A 15992-nucleotide genomic window follows, 5' to 3' on the forward strand; every position below is an offset into this window, starting at 1 on the left:
TCTGATATGGAAAGTGAAAAATATATCATTGGACTGGAATGATGAGCAGGCCGATGATGATTGCCAGCGAGCCGCCCGCCAATGAGGCGCGCCGCGGGATGGAGACAATCATGCTGAAACGTGTGTGCGGCGCCCTGGCCGCCTTGAGTCTGGCCTTACCCCTGGCGGCGGTTGCGGCTTATCCGGACCGGCCCGTCACGCTGGTGGTGCCCTCGGTGCCTGGCGGCGCGGCCGACGTGGTCGGACGCCTGGTCGCCGCGGAAATGTCCAAACAATGGAGCGTTCCCGTCATTGTGGAAAACCGTGCGGGCGGCGCCGGCGTCATCGGCTCCCAGGCGGTGGCGCGCGCCAAGCCCGATGGCTACACGCTGCTGCTGGGGCCGGACGCCTCGTTCACGGCCGTGCCGTACCTGATGCAGGATGTGCCGTATCGCACCGAGGATTTTGCGCCCGTCGCGACGCTGGCGACCCTGCAATACGTGTTGGTGGCATCGCCCACGGCGCCATTCAAATCCTTGCGTGAACTGTTGGAGCAGGCGCGCGCTCGGCCCGACGCCATTACCTACGCCAGTGGCGGCCCGGGTTCGACCCATCATCTGGCGATGGCGCTGTTCGAGCACGCGGCCGGCATCTCGCTCAAGCATGTGCCGTACAAGGCTGCGCCCCAGGGCTTTGTCGGCGTGATGGGCAGCCAGGTTGATCTGATGTTCATCGTCGCCAGCACGGCCGTGCCGCAGATCAAGGCCGGCAAGGTGCAGGGCCTGGCCAACGCGGGCGCCGCGTCGATCGCGGGCGCGCCCGACCTGCCGATGGTGAAGGACGAAGTGAAGGACTTCACGTTCTACAGCTGGTTCGGCCTGTTCGCGCCGGCGCGCACGCCGGCCCCGGTGCTGGCCGATTTGCAGCGCGCCGTGGCCGCCGTCCTGAAGAGCCCGGAGGTCCGGGACAAGATGCAGGCCCAGGGCATGATCGTGGGCGACCAGGACGGGCTGGGCTTGAGCGACCGTATCGCCCATGACACCCGGGTTCTCGCGCCCGTGCTTTCCGACATCAAGACCGCCACCAGCAAGCAGCAATGAAACGCCCCAATATTCTCCTCATTACGACCGACCAGCATCGCGGCGACTGCCTGGGCTTTGCGGGACGGCGGGTCAAGACGCCGCACATCGACCTCCTGGCGCGCACCGGCACGCATTTCGCGGCCTGCATCACGCCCAACGTCGTCTGCCAGCCTTCGCGTGCTTCCATGCTGACCGGCTTGTTGCCCCTGACGCATGGCGTCTGCGACAACGGCATAGACCTGGACCTGCGCACCGGCGAGGCGGGCTTTGCCGGCAGCCTTGCTGCCGCAGGCTATGACACAGGCTTCATCGGCAAGGCGCACTTTTCCACGCACCACACCTTTCAGGCCACCGGGCGGCCCGAGTGCCAGTACAGCGAGGCCGGCATGGGGCCGGGCTGGGCGGGCCCGTACATGGGTTTCAAGCATGTGGAGCTGGTGGTTGAGGGCCACAATTACTGGTTGCCCACGCCCTTGCCCGGAGGGTTGAATCATTCGCGCTGGCACTATGGCGACGGGTTGGGAGAGCTGCGCAACCAGCTGTACCAGACCGATCTGGGCCCGGCCAGCGGCGCGCCGCAAACCTTCCATTCCGCATTGCCGGTAGCCTGGCACAACTCGACCTGGATCGGCGACCGCGCCCTCGATTACCTGCGGGAGCATCGCGACCAGCCGTTTTGCCTGTGGGCCTCGTTTCCCGACCCGCATCACCCCTTCGATTGCTCGGAGCCCTGGTCGCGCTTGCATCACCCCGACGAGGTCGATCTGCCGCGCCATCGCGTCACCGACTACGACCGCAGGCCGTGGTGGCACCGGGCGAGCATGGAAAGCAAGCCCATGGGCAATGCCGAGGTGCAGGCGGTGCGCCAGAATTTCTCGCGCATGCCGACCCAGTCCGACGAGGCGCTGCGCCGTATCATCGCCAACTATTACGGCATGATCTCGCTGGTGGACCATCAGGTGGGGCGCATCATGAAGGCGCTGAGCGAATACGGTCTGGACCAGGACACCATCGTGATCTTCACGTCCGACCATGGGGAGTGGCTGGGCGATCATGGGCTGATGCTGAAAGGCCCCATGCCTTACGAAGGCCTGCTGCGCGTGGCCATGGTGGCCAGCGGTCCCGGCATCGCGGCCGGAAAAAAGGTGGAAGATCCGGTTTCCACGCTGGACCTGGCCGCGACCTTCTGCGACTACGGCGGCGCGTCGGCCCTGGGGCCGCAGCATGGCCGCAGCCTGCGTCCGCTACTGGAAGGCCGGGAAGCCACGCGCGAGTTCGCGCTGAGCGAATGGGACGTGGCGGCATCGCGTTGCGGCGTGGAGCTGAAGCTGCGCACCGTGCGCACGCGCGACTGGAAGCTGACCGTGGAATTGGGCAGCGGCGCGGGCGAGATGTACTGCCTGTCCGAGGACCCGGACGAGATGGACAATCTCTTTGACGATCCAGGCCATGCCGCGAAGCGGCGGGAACTTGCCGCCATGCTAGAAACCCGGCCCGCCGACCAGTTGCCCGCGCGAGTGCCTGCATCGGGCATCGCCTGACCGCGCGGCGCGGGCAGGGCGGTTGCGCCTGCTCCGTGGCCGGGAGGACGCTGGACATGAAACAGGCCCGCCAGCGCGAAGCTGGCGGGCCTTCGATACTGCTGCGCGTTGCGGCTTACAGCGCGCTGGTCAGTTCGGGTACGACCTGGAACAGATCGCCCACCAAACCATAATCGGCCACGCCGAAGATCGGCGCTTCCGGGTCCTTGTTGATGGCCACGATGACCTTCGAATCCTTCATGCCGGCCAGATGCTGGATGGCACCCGAGATACCAACCGCCACGTACAACTGCGGGGCGACGATCTTGCCGGTCTGACCGACTTGCCAGTCGTTAGGCGCGTAGCCCGCGTCAACCGCGGCGCGCGAGGCGCCGAGCGCCGCGCCCAGCTTGTCGGCCAGCGGATCCAGGATCTTGAAGTTCTCGGCGCTGCCCAGGCCGCGGCCGCCGGAGACGACGACGCGCGCGCCGGCCAGTTCCGGACGGTCGCTCTTGGCGACTTCGCGGCCCACGAAGGTGGACAGGCCCGAATCGGCCACGGCGGCAATTTCTTCCACCGCGCCCGAACCGCCCTGCGCGGCCACGGCGTCAAAGCCGGTGGTGCGCACGGTGATGACCTTGACGGCGTCGGCCGACTGCACCGTGGCAATCGCGTTGCCGGCGTAGATCGGGCGCTGGAAGGTGTCGGCCGATTCCACGCCGATGATGTCGGAAATCTGCGCCACGTCCAGCTTGGCGGCCACGCGCGGGGCCACGTTCTTGCCCGAGGCGGTCGCCGGGAACAGGATGTGGCTGTAGCCCGAGGCCACGGCCAGCACCTGGGCGGCGACGTTTTCGGCCAGGCCGTCGGCCAGCTGCGGCGCGTCGGCCAGCAGGACCTTGGCGACGCCTGCGGCGGCGGCGGCCTGGTCGGCCACGGCGCGCGCGTTGGCGCCAGCGACCAGCACGTGCACGTCGCCTCCGATCTTGGCGGCGGCGGCGACGGCGTTCAGGGTTGCGCCCTTGAGCTGGGCGTTATCGTGTTCGGCAATAACCAGCGTCGTCATGTTCAGACCACCTTCGCTTCGTTCTTGAGTTTGTCCACCAGGGCCGCGACATCGGCCACCTTGATGCCGGCCTTGCGGGCGGGCGGCTCGCTGACCTTCAGCGTCTTCAGGCGCGGCGCGGCGTCCACGCCCAGTTCTTCTGGCGTGACGGTGTCCAGCTGCTTCTTCTTGGCCTTCATGATGTTCGGCAGCGTGACGTAGCGCGGCTCGTTCAGGCGCAGGTCGGTGGTGACGATGGCCGGCAGCTTGAGCGTCAGCGTTTCCAGGCCGCCATCCACTTCGCGCGTGACCGTGACCTTGCCGTCGGCCAGCTCGACCTTGCTGGCGTACGTGGCTTGCGGCCAGTCCAGCAGCGCAGCCAGCATCTGGCCGGTCTGGTTGGCGTCGTCGTCGATGGCTTGCTTGCCCAGGATCACCAGCTGCGGCTGCTCCTTGTCGACCAGCGCCTTCAACAGCTTGGCCACGGCCAGCGGCTGCAGCTCGGCGTCGGTCTGCACCAGCACGCCGCGGTCGGCGCCAATGGCCATGGCCGTGCGCAGCGTTTCCTGGCATTGCGCAACGCCGCAAGAAACCGCCACGACTTCAGCGACAGCACCCTTTTCCTTCAGGCGGGTCGCTTCTTCGACGGCGATTTCGTCAAAGGGGTTCATGGACATCTTCACATTGGCGATATCCACGCCGGTTTGATCAGACTTGACGCGCACCTTGACGTTGTAGTCAACGACGCGTTTGACAGGTACCAGTATTTTCATGGGTTTCCTATACGATGGGCAGGCGTCAAAGCTCTACCTCGGCAATATCGTGCTGCAGCCGATTAAGGAAATGCAGAAAGGTCACGCTATCGTCGAATTGAAAGCTCTTCATCGCTTGCCGGTAGAACTCGTAGATGTTGGGCTGGATCTCGTCCCAGAAGCGCTGGCCGGCCGGCAGCAGAATGACGACGCGCGCGCGCCGGTCATTCTTGTCTGGAACGCGGCGCACATGGCCTTCGCGTTCCAGACGCTTGAGCACGCCGTCCAGGCTTTGCCGGCTGACCACGAGATAGTCGGCCAGTTCGCCGAAGGTCATGCCGTCTGCCGCCTGCGGCCGCGTCAGCGCGCCCAGCACGGCCCACTGCACCGTACTGATGCCGAGTTCGTTGCTTGCTTGGCGCTGCAGGGAGTTGCCCAGTTGGAACAGACGGAAGAACAACCGATTGTGGATCTCGGCGCCTGATTTGTTTGCCACGGTGTTGTCGCCCTTGCAACAGATGAATGGAAGCGAGATTACCTCATGGCGTTGCCGGACACGCCTCCTAGAAGGGGGTTTCGACCGGGAACCGGGCCGGCCGCTTCTGCAGGAAGGCGTCCATGCCTTCCTTGCCTTCCGGGCTGGCCATGCCGATGAATTCCATTGCTAGCGAGGCATCGAAGATCGGGCCGGCTTGCCGCAGCCAGTTGTTCAGCGCGTGCTTGGTCCAGCGGATGGCGCCGGGCGCGCCATCGGCCAGCCGGGACGCGAGCTCGACGGCTTTGGCCTCGACCTCCGAGTCGTCCAGCGCAAGAGAGATGAGATTCATGCGTTCGGCTTCCTCGCCCGTGAAGCTGTCCGCGGTGAGCAGATAGTATTTTGCCTTGGCCATGCCGCACAGCAGCGGCCAGATGATGGTGGCGTGGTCGCCGGCGGCCACGCCGATTTTCATGTGTCCGTCGGAGAAGCGGGCGTCCTTGGATGCGATGGAAATGTCGGCGAGGACCACGCATGCGAGGCCGGCGCCGACGGCCCAGCCGCGCGCTGCGCTCACGATGGGCTTGGAGCAATTGATCATGCCGTAGACGATGTCGCGCGCTTCCTTCATCGTCTGCATGCGGGTGTCGTAGTCGTCGGCGCCATGGCGTTCATGATGGAGATCGCCGCCGGCGGAGAAGGTCCGGCCTTCTCCGGTCAGCAGAATGGCCGAGACCGTGGGGTCGGCGTCCACGTCCCGCCAGATCTGGGAAACTTCGCGGTGCATGGCTGCGTCCATGGCGCCCATCTTGAGCGGTGAGGCCAGGGTAATGCGCAAGACGCGGGGGTGCGGCCGGTCGAACTTGAGCCGGGTGTAGGAGGCATAGCGGTCGTTCATGGTCAGCGATTCCTGTGATGAGGAGATAAGAAGCCGCGGCGATAGCCGGCGGCGGAGTCGTGGCGGGAGTGGTTCCCGCGAACAGCGAGATCTCGGTCAGAAGGCATGTCCCAGTCGCAGCGCTTCCTCGATGGCGCGCGCGGCATCGAGTTCAACCGCGCGCCGCGCGCCTCCTATGGTTTCCACGCGCATGCCGGAGCCAGCCAGGGACCGGCTCAGTTCGTCCTGCACCATCTGGCCCGCGCATACGATGACGTCGTCCACCGGAAGCACTTCCGTGACGCCATGGCAGGAGTAGGTCAGGCCCGCGTCGTCGATGCGGTGATAGGTGGCGCCGGAAATCATCTGAACGCCGGCGCGCTTCAGGCGGGTCTTGAGGATCCAGCCGGTGCTTTTGCCCAGGCGCGCGCCCGGCTTTTCCGGGCTGCGCTGCAGCATGTGGATGACGCGCCGCGGGGCGCGCGGCGGGATGTCTTTCACGCCGCCGGGGTTCCGCAAGGACGCGTCGATGCCCCAGTGCTGCCGGAACTGTTCTGGCGACAGCGATTCCTCCGTGTCGCCCAGGAGGAACTCCGCGGTATCGAAAGCAATGCCTCCGGCGCCGATGAGGGCCACGCGGGCGCCGACGCGGCGGCGCCCCGACAGGACATCATCGTAGAGGGCGACTTTCGGATGGTCGATGCCGTCTATGTCGGGCAGACGCGGGGTCACGCCCGTGGCCACGACGACGGCGTCATAGCCTCCCGCACGTAAATCCGCGGCGGTGACTCGGCGGCCCAGCGCGACGGTCACGCCAAGTTCCGCGAGCCTCGCCTGGAAGTACCGCAGCGTTTCGTTGAATTCGCTTTTTCCCGGTATACGGCGGGCCAGGTTCAGCAAGCCGCCCAGGTCCGGTCCCGCCTCGTACAACGCAACTTCGTGGCCACGTTCGGCCGCATAGACGGCGAAGGCCATGCCGGCGGCGCCGCCGCCTGCCACCGCGATGCGGCGCGGCGTCGCGGCCCGGCCCGTCGGGTAGTCCAGTTCGCGCCCGGCGCGGGGATTGACCAGGCACGATGCCGCGCGCTCGGTGAATATGTGGTCCAAACAAGCCTGGTTGCAGGCGATACAGCTATTGATGAGGTCGGCACGGCCCTTGCGCGTCTTGGCGGCGAATTCGGGGTCGGCAAGCAGAGGCCTTGCCATTGACACGAAGTCGGCGGCGCCGCCAGCCAGCAGGCGTTCGCCGACTTCGGGCGTGCTGATGCGGTTGGAGGCGATGACGGGAATGGAAACAGCGCGCTTGATGTTGTGGACGGCGAACTCCCAGGCGGCTCGCGGGACGGACGCTGCAATTGTGGGGATGGCCGATTCGTGCCAACCGACGCCAGTATTTAGCATGTCGACGCCGGCTTGCTGCAGGCGCTGCGCAAGTTGCGCGGTCTCGGCGCCTGTAAGCCCGTCTTGCACCAGATCTATGGCCGAGATCCGGTAGATGAGCAGGAAGCGGGCGCCGACGGCGGCGCGCACGGCCGCTACGGTCTCAATGGGAAAGCGGATGCGGTTCTCGAAGCTGCCGCCATAGGTGTCGCTGCGGAGATTGGTGCATGGGCTCGTGAACTCGTTGAGCAGATAGCCCTCGGAGCCCATGATTTCCACGCCGTCGTAGCCCGCCTCTTGGGCGAGTCGGGCGGTATGGGCTATCGCCTGCACCGTCTGAGCAATGCCTTCCGGCGTCAACGCGCGAGGCGTATGACGATTGATGGGGGCGCGCAGCTCCGTGGGGCCGACGCACAAAGGGTGCTTGGCATAGCGTCCTGCATGCAGGATCTGCAATACGATTCTGCCGCCTTCCTCGTGCACGGCGCGCGTGACGGCCAGATGTGGCGCCAGCTGTTCCAGGCGCTCCAGAACAGGTGCGTCTTCCTCCATTCGGCCCGCCAGGTTCGGCGCGTATCCCCCAGTGAGGATGAGGCCGACTTCGCCGCGCGCGCGTTCGCGGAAGAACTGCACCTGTCGCGCCAATGGCTGATCCAGAGTCTCGATGCGGGTGTGCATGGCCCCCATGACCATGCGGTTGCGCAACGTGAGAAAGCCGAAGTCATAGGGCTCAAGCAGGCAGGGGTATGTGTGCATGATTTACCCGGATTTGCGGAAGGCTGGGGATGGGCGGGGCTGACGCGTCTCAGTTGTCGGTGAACGCGGCAGGCCGTTTGGCCAGGAAGGCGGCCATGCCTTCGGCCGCGTCGTGCGACTGCACGCAAAGCGCGAACATATCGGCTTCCATGGCCAGCCCAGGCGCCAGCGCGCCGTCCAGGCCGCGGCGCATGGCTTCGCGTGCCATGGAGGTCGCGACCTTGCTGTGTCTGATCATGGGCTCCAGGAAGGCGCGTCCCAGGTCCGCCGGGTCGCCGCCGTCCACGATGCGGTTGACCAGGCCGATAAGCAGGGCCTCCTCGGCGTCGATGGCCCGGCCGGAGAGAACCAGTTCCGCCGCACGGGCCTCGCCTATCAGACGCGGCAGGCGTTGGGTGCCGCCATAGCCGGGAATGAGGCCCAGCTTGACCTCGGGCAATGCCATCCTGGCCTTGGCCGTGGCGATGCGGAAGGTGCAGGCGAGCGCCAGTTCCAGGCCGCCGCCGAACGCGAATCCATGTATGACCGCCACGCTGGGCAGGGCTGATTGCTGGATGCGATTGAAGAGGGCCTGAGCCTGGCCGATGTTCGCGCGATGCGTAGCGGGTGCGCGGGCCTGGAGTTGCGCAATGTCCGCGCCAGCGCACAGCGCCTTGTCGCCCGCGCCGGTAAACACCATGGCGCGGCAGCCGGAAGCCTCCGCGTCGTCCACCGCCGTGCGCAGGTCGGCGAGCATCTGCTCGTTCAGCGCATTGAGGGCCTGCGGGCGGTTCAGCTCGATCACGGCCACCTGATCGCGAAACTCCGTCACAACGGTCATGCTTGTCTCCGGTTTTGAATTTATATCAACATCATGATTCAAGTACAGAATGCTTGTAAAGGAAAAATTTGCCTTTGGCACAATCGCAAACATATAATTATGAACATCGTTCATATAAGTGAACGAAAGAAAAGCCGCATGGCAGCGGACGGGGATGCGCCCCATCCCGGAGCTGGCATGCAGAGGAGACATCCATGAAACTGTTGCGCACACTGGCGGCCGCGCTCGCCAGCAGTCTGGTTCTTGGTGCCGGTGCGGCCGGCGCCCAGCCGGCCTTTCCGGCCAAGCCCATCCGGGTAATCGTGCCGTTCGCGCCGGGTGGCGCCACCGACCAGGTCGCACGCCTGCTGGCCGCCCAGGTGTCCAGCGAGCTGGGCGTGCCCGTGGTGGTGGAGAATCGTCCGGGCGCCAATGGCAATATCGGCGCTGAAGCCGTGGCCCAGGCCGCGCCCGACGGCTACACGCTCCTGCACAGCACATCCGCGCTGGGCTTCACGGCGGCATTCGGCCAAAAAGTCTCATACAAGCTGGACAAGAATCTGGCCCCGGTTTCCCTGCTGATCGACCAGCCTTTGCTGATCATGGCAAGCAATCCCCTGGGCGTGGCGAACGTGCAGGAACTGAAGGCCTATGCGCAGAAGCACCCTGGCAAGCTGAACTACGGCTCGTCAGGCACCGGCAACCTGACGCATCTGGCCATGTTCGTGCTGCTGCAGGCGGCCGGAATCGAGGCTACGCACATTCCGTACAAGGGCGGTGCGGGGGCATTCCCTGATTTCATTGCGGGACGTCTCGACTTGTTTGCGGACCCCATCAATTCGGCCTATCCCTATGTCCGGGACGGACGGGTCAAGGCGCTGGTGGTGACCGGCAAGGACAGGTCGCACCTGCTGCCCGATGTGCCCACGGCCTCGGAGGCGATCCTGCCCGGTTTCCAGATGGGCGCATGGCAAGCCTTGATGGCGCCTGCGGGAACGCCGCCGGAAGTCATAGGCCGCTTGAACCAGGCCTACGTGAGAGCGTTGAGCGACCCGAAGGTGACCGCCCAATTGGCGGCGCAGGGGGCTGTGCCCAAGGCGACCTCGCCGCAAGAGTTCCAGAGCTTCCTGCAAACCGAAATCGAGCGTTGGAAAAACGTGGTGCAAACCTCGGGCATCAAGCTGGACTAATGCCGGGCGCCCGTTGGCTGGGCTGAAGGGAATCATTCCCAGTCCTTGCCGTCTCAACGCCGCAATGCGCCCATATGCATCATGATGTTGATGTATATGGGCAAAAAAGAACCAAAATTTCATTGTCCATCAGCATGGTCGAATATAAAATAATAAACGACATTCATAAATATGAACGATTTTATACCTGAGGCTAGACATATGGCTGGATCTCTTTCCCACTTGCGCGTGCTGGACCTGACCCGTGTGCTGGCCGGGCCCTGGTGCACTCAGATGCTGGCCGACCTGGGGGCTGACGTCATCAAGGTGGAGCGCCCCGTGCTGGGCGACGATACCCGGCATTGGGGGCCGCCCTGGATCGAGAACGGCGACGGCGAGCGTGTGGGTGATTCGGCCTACTTCACGTCCGCCAACCGCAACAAACGCTCCGTCGCCATCGACATCTCGACCCCGCAGGGGCAGGAACTGGTGCGCGAACTCGCGCGCCAGTGCGACGTGCTGGTGGAAAACTACAAGGTCGGCGATCTGGCCCGGTACGGTCTGTCGTACACCCACTTGCGCGAAGTGAATCCGCGCCTGGTCTATTGCTCCATCACAGGCTATGGACAGGACGGGCCGTGCGCGCACTTGCCGGGTTACGACTTCATTTTTCAGGGCGAAGGCGGACTGATGAGCATCACCGGCGAGCGCGACGACAAGCCGGGTGGCGGTCCGATGAAATCGGCCATTGCCGTCGCCGACGTGCTGACCGGCTTGAACGCCACCATAGGCATACTATCGGCCATCGAGAGTCGGCACGCGACCGGCGCCGGCCAGCATATCGACGTCGCCCTGCTGGATACGGTCGTCAATTTTGGCGCTAACCAGATCGCCAGCTATTTCGCCAGCGGCGTGATTCCGCGCCGCTGGGGCAACGAGCATCCCAACCTCGCGCCCTACCAGACCTTTCCCACCGCAGACGGGCACATCATCATCGGCTGCGGCAACGACGGTCAGTTCCGCAGATTGTGCGAGCTGATCGGCGTGCCTGACATGCTCAGCGATCCGCGCTTCGCGGACATGCCCGGCCGCAACGTCAACCGCGCCGCCCTGGTGGGCGCGTTGGAGCAGGTGTTCCGGGCGCAGCCGTCCAGGCATTGGTTGGGCCTGCTCGCTAACTCCGAAGTCCCGAACGGCTCCATCAACAACTATGCGCAGGTATTCGAGCATCCACAGGTGATGCATCGCGGCCTGCGCGTGGATATGCCCCACCCGGGGGGGGCGACGGTGGGCATGGTTGCCAATCCGATCCGCCTGTCCGCCACGCCGGTGGAGTACCGGTATCCCCCGCCAATGCGCGGACAACATACCGCCGAGGTGCTTGCATCGCTGCTCAATAAGTCGGGCGCCGACATCGAGGCGCTGGAAGCAACACGAATCATCGAGACCAGGAACATCCCATGCACGACTGCCAATACGCTTTGAACGACGATCAGCTGCAGATACAGGATCTCATCAGGCGCGTGGCGCGAGAAAAGGTCGCGCCGCGAGCCAACGAGATCGATAGCAGCGCCGAGTATCCCCATGACATGTATGCCCTGCTCAAAGAGCTGGGACTGTTCACTCTCCCATTCCCCGAGCAGTATGGCGGGGCGGGCAGCATGTTGTCGGCATGCCTGGCGATCGAGGAGTTCGGCCGCGTTTGCTACAACACGGCGTACCTGCTGCTGGTGCAGTGGGTGCCATTCGGCGCGATCCTGCACGGCGGCACCGAGGAGCAGAAGGCGCGGCTGCTGCCCGGCCTGGCCAGCGGCGACCTGCGCGGCGCATTCTCCACCACCGAGGCCCAGAGCGGTTCGGACGTCAGCGGCATCAAGACCCGCGCCGAGAAGGTCGACGGCGGCTTCCTGCTGAACGGCGCCAAGATTTGGTGCACCAATTCGGATATCGCGGATTTCATCCTGGTGGCGGCAAAGTACCGCGAAGAGGGCAAAGACGGAATCAGCCTCTTCATCGTCGAGAAAGGTACGCCTGGCCTGCAGGTTGGACGCAAGGAAGAAAAGATGGGGGCGCGCGGTGTGCCGTCCTGCCCGCTGTTTCTCGACAACGTGCTTGTGCCCGACGCGAACATGCTGGGCGGCGGGTTCAGGGCGGTAATGGAGGCCTTCAACGCCAGCCGTCCGCTGATCGGGGCGCGCGGCGTCGGCCTGGCCCAGGGCGCGCTGGACCACGCAATCGAATTTGTCACCAATCGCACCGCATTCGGCCAACAAGTCAGTGAATTCCAGGGTGTGCGCTGGATGCTGGCCGACATGGCGATGCAGACCGAGGCCGCGCGCCAGTTGGTTTATCGCGCGGCCTCGCTGGTGGATGGCGGCGCGCCGGCGTCGGCCCTGGCCCCGGTGGCGGCGATGGCGAAATGCTTTGCCAGCGACACCGCCATGAAGGTCGCGACCGATGCCGTGCAGCTGTTCGGTGCGGCGGGAATCTCGTCGGAGTATCCGATCAACCGCTATTTCAGGGATGCCAAGGTGCTGCAGATCATCGAGGGCACCAACCAGATCCAACGCAACATCATTTCGAACAGCCTGTTGGGCCGTCCGGCCCGCAAGTAAAAAACACACACAAGGAGACCGCGATGAACCGCGAAGAAATCGAAACCGTAGGCCTGGGCATGTACTTCGAAGACCTGCCGGTCGGACGCAAGTTCAAGACGCTGGGACGCACTATCCAGGATGCGGATGTATGCGCCTTCATCAATTGCATACATATGACCGAGGTCCTGTTCACCGACATGGAATTCGTCAAGAACGAATCCGACATCAAGGGCCGCTTCGCGCCGGGGTCGTTCGTGTATGGCATCTCGGAAGGGTTGCTGACTCAATCGACCATGCAGAAGACGGGCTACGCCTTTCTGAATATGGAACTGGACATCAAAGGTCCGGCTTTCGTCGGCGACACCATCCATGTCGAGTGCGAAGTGATAGAGGCGCGCCTGTCCAACAGCCGCCCGGGGCGGGGCCTGGTGCGTACCTTCAACAAAGTGGTCAAGCAGGACGGCACGGTCGTGATGACGTACACCCCGCTGCGCATGATCAAGTGCCGTAACTAAGACCAGCCAGGAGAGAAACCATGAAGGGTCTGCAAGACAAGGTTGTGATCGTCACGGGCGGCAGCGGCGGCATCGGTGCCGCGCTGTGCGAACGCTTCGCCGAGGAAGGCGCCAAGGTCGCCATATTCGACCTGAACGCCGAAGGGGCGGGGCAGGTCGCCGCGCGCATCCGGGAACAGGGCGGCCAGGCATCCGCGTATCGCGTGGACATTACCGACTATGCCGGGATCGCCGCCGCCGTCGCCCGAGTCGAGGGGGAGCAGGGGCCGGTCGACGTGCTGGTCAACAATGCGGGCTGGGACCATGCCGCGCGGTTCCTCGACACCGAGCCGGAGCTGTGGGACAAGATCATCAACATCAATCTGAAAGGTCCCATCAACCTGCACCACGCGGTGCTCAAGGGCATGGTCGCCCGCGGCAAGGGCCGTGTCGTCAACATCGCGTCCGATGCAGGCCGCGTTGGTTCTTCCGGGGAATCGGTGTATTCGGCCTGCAAGGGGGGGATCATTGCGTTCACCAAGACCATGGCGCGCGAGGTCGCGCGCAAGCAGATCAACGTCAACGTGGTCTGCCCCGGTCCGACTGATACTCCGCTCTTCCGCGATTTCGCCGGCGAAGGCGAAAGCGGCGCCAAGCTGCGTAACGCACTGGAGAAGGCCATCCCGTTCGGCCGGCTGGGTCAGCCCGGCGATGTGGTCGGTGCGGTGTGCTTCCTGGCGTCGGACGACGCGGCATTCATCACCGGCCAGGTTGTCTCGGTATCGGGTGGATTGACCATGGCGGGCTAGATTCCGCCAGCAAAACAGGGCGCGCAGCGCCCGTGGCCGAAAGGCAGGAACAGGAGACAAGCATGATTCACTGCAAGCAATCCCGCAGGGCGTCCAGCGGCGGCCGTCGCGGATACGCATGGCTGGCCAGCATCACGGGCTCGGCTGTCATGGCGATCGTGGCGGGCATGGCGGCGCCCGACGCCATGGCCCAGGAAAACTATCCTTCCAAACCCATCAAGGTCGTCCTGGGTTTTTCCGCCGGCGGGGGGACCGATGCGATCGCGCGCGCACTGGCGAAACACATGGCTGGCACGCTGGGTGCGAACGTGTTGATCGACAACAAACCCGGCGCCAACGGCAACATTGCCGCCGAGGAAGTCAGCCGGGCAGCGGGCGACGGCTATACCCTGCTGTACAACACGTCATCCATTGCCTCGAGTCCCGCGCTTTACAGCAAACGGCTGTCCTACGACGTGAGCAAGGACCTCGCGCCAATCGCGCTCACGGCCAGCCTGCCGATCGTGCTGGTTGTGCCGGCAAAGTCGCCATTCAAGACCGTGCAGGAACTGGTGGCCTACGCCAAGGCGAATCCCGGCAAGCTCAACTACGCGTCGGCGGGCAACGGCAACGTGACTCATCTGGCCGCGTTGTCGTTCGAGGATGCCGTTGGCATCAAGGGCATGCACATTCCCTACAAGGGCGAGGCGCCCGCGCTGGTAGACCTGATGGCCGGCATGGTCGACTACTACTTCGCGACTTCGGCCGGCGCCATTCCCGCGGTCAAGTCGGGACGCCTGAAGGCGCTGGCGGTTGCGACGAAGGCACCGCTGGATACGCTGCCGGATGTGCCCACGCTGGATGCAACGGTGGCCAAAGGCCTGGAGATGTCGGCATGGTCCGGAATGATGGCGCCAGCAGGAACGCCGCCGGCTATCGTCGCCAAACTCAATGGCGCAGTTGAAAAGGCCTTGGCGGACAAGGAAGTGCAAGCGTATTTTGCCAACCAGAGCGCGCAGGCTTCGTCGTCCACGCCTCAGGAATATGGCGCGTTCCTCGACAAGGAGATTGACGCCTTGGCCAAGGTCATCAAGAAGGCCGGCGTAACGTTGGATTGACGCTAGGCCAGTTGCAGCGGGCGGCAACGCAAAGGCTGTTGCCGCCCGCCGTCCGTACCGAAATCAGGCCGGAAATGCCACGATGGTCCTACCCCAGGACCGACCTTCCAGCATGCATTGAAGTTGTTGAGCAAGCTCGTCGAGCGTGATGGTCTTCACCAGTTCCAGCGTGTGCTGGGGCCTGAGGTCGCCAGCGAGGCGAGCCCAAAGCTCGGCTTCCAGATCCAGGTAGTAGGTCAGGTTGACGCCGATGAGGCGCACACCGCGCAGGATGAAGGGCAGTACGCTGGTGGACAATTCGTTGCCGGCCACGTTGCCGAAACTGGCCACGCATCCCCGCGGCATGGTGGACCGGAGCATCAGGTCCAGCGGCTTGCCTCCCAACGCGTCCAGCCCGCCAGCCCAGCGGGCCGGCTCCAGCGGCCTGCCTTGGTCGACCAGATCCGTGGCGCCTAGAACGGTCTGGGCTCCCAGGGCTTGCAGATAGGCCGCCTGGCCAGCCTTGGAGCTTACCGCCGCGACCCGGTATTGCAGCCGCGCCAGCATCTCGATAGCCATGCTCGAGACAGCGCCGGTCGCTCCGTTGACGAGGATTTCGCCCTGTTCGGGCTGGCAGCGCGCCTCCTGCAGCAGATGGACGGCGAGCGCGGCCGTATAGCCGGCGATACCGAGCGTGGCGGCATCGCGCAGCGCGAACCCTCCGGGCAGCTTGATGACCCAGTCTGCGGGCACGCGCAAGTACTCCGAGAATCCACCGTCGTGGTCCACGCCGAAGCCCCGTCCAAGCACGGCAACTTCGTCGCCTTCCCGGAACCTGGGGTCGCCGGATGCCACGATCCATCCCGAGGCGTCACTGCCTGCGACGCGGGGGAACTTCCGGATGACGTTGCCATGCTCGGTCGTGGCCAGTGCATCCTTGTAATTGACGCCGGCGTACGCCGTGCGTATGACCACATCCCCTGGCGATAGATCGGCCAGGGTCAGGCGCGCGAGGCCAGAGGTCATTGGGCCGTCGCGCCGGATCTGGTAAGCGCGGAATGCGCCGTGGCCCGGCGTGCCGTCCTTGGGTGCTGATTGCATTGAGGTCTCCTTGTTCTTGCGGCTTTTTTCATCGTTGCGCCGGTTCAAGCGGCGCTGTGTTTACAGGTATCATTCGAGAAT

General features: G+C 64.6%; 15 protein-coding genes. 8 read left to right on the plus strand and 7 right to left on the minus strand.

From position 1 onward, the window contains the following. The first annotated feature begins 110 nt into the window (after positions 1-110). Complete coding sequence (locus FOC84_RS15140; RefSeq protein ID WP_173145120.1) at positions 111-1079, plus strand: tripartite tricarboxylate transporter substrate binding protein; 969 nt, start codon at positions 111-113, stop codon at positions 1077-1079. Continuing rightward, a complete protein-coding gene (locus FOC84_RS15145; protein ID WP_173145121.1) occupies positions 1076-2602 on the plus strand; it encodes a sulfatase-like hydrolase/transferase in 1527 nt (508 codons plus the stop codon). Before FOC84_RS15140 ends, FOC84_RS15145 begins: the two co-directional genes overlap by 4 nt. 115 nt (positions 2603-2717) lie before the next feature. Here FOC84_RS15145 and FOC84_RS15150 read toward each other — a convergent pair whose 3' ends face one another. The 6 genes from FOC84_RS15150 to FOC84_RS15175 all read right to left on the minus strand — a co-directional run bounded on the left by FOC84_RS15150 (position 2718) and on the right by FOC84_RS15175 (position 8686). After that, positions 2718-3647: an electron transfer flavoprotein subunit alpha/FixB family protein gene (locus FOC84_RS15150; RefSeq protein WP_173145122.1), complete on the minus strand. Its 930-nt coding sequence runs from the start codon at positions 3645-3647 to the stop codon at positions 2718-2720. A 2-nt stretch (positions 3648-3649) separates the two neighbouring features. Beyond that, complete coding sequence (locus FOC84_RS15155; protein WP_173145123.1) at positions 3650-4399, minus strand: electron transfer flavoprotein subunit beta/FixA family protein; 750 nt, start codon at positions 4397-4399, stop codon at positions 3650-3652. 25 nt (positions 4400-4424) lie between these two features. Beyond that, positions 4425-4874, minus strand: a complete 450-nt coding sequence (locus FOC84_RS15160; RefSeq protein ID WP_088143109.1) for a MarR family winged helix-turn-helix transcriptional regulator — start codon at positions 4872-4874, stop codon at positions 4425-4427. 67 nt (positions 4875-4941) lie between these two features. Continuing rightward, entirely contained in the window at positions 4942-5751 is an 810-nt protein-coding gene (locus FOC84_RS15165; protein ID WP_173145124.1) for an enoyl-CoA hydratase/isomerase family protein, read from the minus strand. Between the two features lie 96 nt (positions 5752-5847). Beyond that, on the minus strand, positions 5848-7866 hold the full coding sequence (locus FOC84_RS15170; RefSeq protein WP_173145125.1) for an NADPH-dependent 2,4-dienoyl-CoA reductase: 2019 nt from the start codon (positions 7864-7866) through the stop codon (positions 5848-5850). 49 nt (positions 7867-7915) lie between these two features. Next, entirely contained in the window at positions 7916-8686 is a 771-nt protein-coding gene (locus tag FOC84_RS15175; RefSeq protein WP_173145126.1) for an enoyl-CoA hydratase/isomerase family protein, read from the minus strand. A 194-nt stretch (positions 8687-8880) separates the two neighbouring features. Between FOC84_RS15175 and FOC84_RS15180 the strand changes: the two genes are divergently transcribed. The 6 genes from FOC84_RS15180 (at position 8881) to FOC84_RS15205 (ending at position 14831) form a co-directional block, all read left to right on the plus strand. Beyond that, on the plus strand, positions 8881-9855 hold the full coding sequence (locus FOC84_RS15180) for a Bug family tripartite tricarboxylate transporter substrate binding protein (RefSeq protein ID WP_173145127.1): 975 nt from the start codon (positions 8881-8883) through the stop codon (positions 9853-9855). Between the two features lie 201 nt (positions 9856-10056). Continuing rightward, a complete protein-coding gene (locus tag FOC84_RS15185; protein ID WP_173145128.1) occupies positions 10057-11319 on the plus strand; it encodes a CaiB/BaiF CoA transferase family protein in 1263 nt (420 codons plus the stop codon). Beyond that, positions 11295-12449 carry an acyl-CoA dehydrogenase family protein gene (locus FOC84_RS15190; protein WP_173145129.1) on the plus strand — a complete coding sequence of 385 codons (1155 nt, stop codon included), beginning with the start codon at positions 11295-11297 and terminating at the stop codon, positions 12447-12449. Before FOC84_RS15185 ends, FOC84_RS15190 begins: the two co-directional genes overlap by 25 nt. 23 nt (positions 12450-12472) lie before the next feature. Then, a complete protein-coding gene (locus tag FOC84_RS15195; RefSeq protein ID WP_173145130.1) occupies positions 12473-12946 on the plus strand; it encodes a MaoC family dehydratase in 474 nt (157 codons plus the stop codon). Positions 12947-12966: 20 nt separating this feature from the next. Further along, positions 12967-13734 (plus strand): glucose 1-dehydrogenase, encoded by a 768-nt coding sequence (locus tag FOC84_RS15200; protein ID WP_173145131.1) that lies wholly within the window; start codon positions 12967-12969, stop codon positions 13732-13734. Positions 13735-13796: 62 nt separating this feature from the next. After that, positions 13797-14831: a Bug family tripartite tricarboxylate transporter substrate binding protein gene (locus FOC84_RS15205; protein ID WP_173145132.1), complete on the plus strand. Its 1035-nt coding sequence runs from the start codon at positions 13797-13799 to the stop codon at positions 14829-14831. A 63-nt stretch (positions 14832-14894) separates the two neighbouring features. On the opposite strand, the gene FOC84_RS15210 is transcribed toward FOC84_RS15205, so the two are convergent. Next, on the minus strand, positions 14895-15911 hold the full coding sequence (locus FOC84_RS15210) for a YhdH/YhfP family quinone oxidoreductase (RefSeq protein ID WP_173145133.1): 1017 nt from the start codon (positions 15909-15911) through the stop codon (positions 14895-14897). Between the last annotated feature and the right edge of the window lie 81 nt (positions 15912-15992).

The organism is Achromobacter pestifer (assembly GCF_013267355.1).
In the GTDB taxonomy this organism is placed as follows: domain Bacteria; phylum Pseudomonadota; class Gammaproteobacteria; order Burkholderiales; family Burkholderiaceae_B; genus Achromobacter; species Achromobacter pestifer_A.